The organism is Mesorhizobium sp. M7D.F.Ca.US.004.01.2.1 (assembly GCF_003997785.1).
In the GTDB taxonomy this organism is placed as follows: Bacteria; Pseudomonadota; Alphaproteobacteria; order Rhizobiales; family Rhizobiaceae; genus Mesorhizobium; species Mesorhizobium loti.
The window spans coordinates 1-481 of the sequence record NZ_RZRQ01000760.1 but is presented as its reverse complement, the minus strand read 5'-3'; the positions used below and the strand labels follow the sequence as shown (position 1 = coordinate 481).

Annotated in this window: 1 protein-coding gene; it reads left to right on the top strand. The window is 63.6% G+C overall.

The window, feature by feature from the left end; all coding sequences use genetic code 11:
- Positions 1-424, top strand: a 424-nt coding sequence (bioD, locus tag EN993_RS36665) for an ATP-dependent dethiobiotin synthetase BioD (RefSeq protein ID WP_164758103.1), incomplete at its 5' end; no start/stop codon positions are given.
- Positions 425-481: the final 57 nt, after the last annotated feature.

The following is a 481-nucleotide window of genomic DNA, read 5'->3' as shown; positions in this document are numbered from 1 at the left end:
GTCGCCGCATCGTTCTGCCGAACTCGATGGCGTTGCGATAGACGTGGCAAGGCTCTCGCTTCCAGTCTTGCCGGGTCCGCTCGTCATCGAAGGCGCCGGTGGCCTGATGGTGCCGCTCAACCGGCAGACAAGGTTCATCGACATATTCGCGCAATGGCACCTGCCGGTCATCCTGTGCGCTCGCACCGCGCTCGGCACGATCAACCACACGCTGCTGTCGATCGAGGCCCTGCGGGCCCGCTCAATTCCGCTCATTGGCCTCGCCTTCATTGGCGACGAGGTGGCCGATACGCAAAGGACAATCGTGGAATTCAGCGGCGTGCCACAGCTCGGCAGGCTGCCGTTGCTCGATCCGCTGACGAGAGAAACGCTGAGGGACGCGATGGTTGCCGGCTTCGACCTCGCCTCGATTGCCGGAGGCTAATGATGTCGCAGTCTCGAGTCTGGCATCCGTTCACCCAGCACGCGCTCGAGCCGGCGA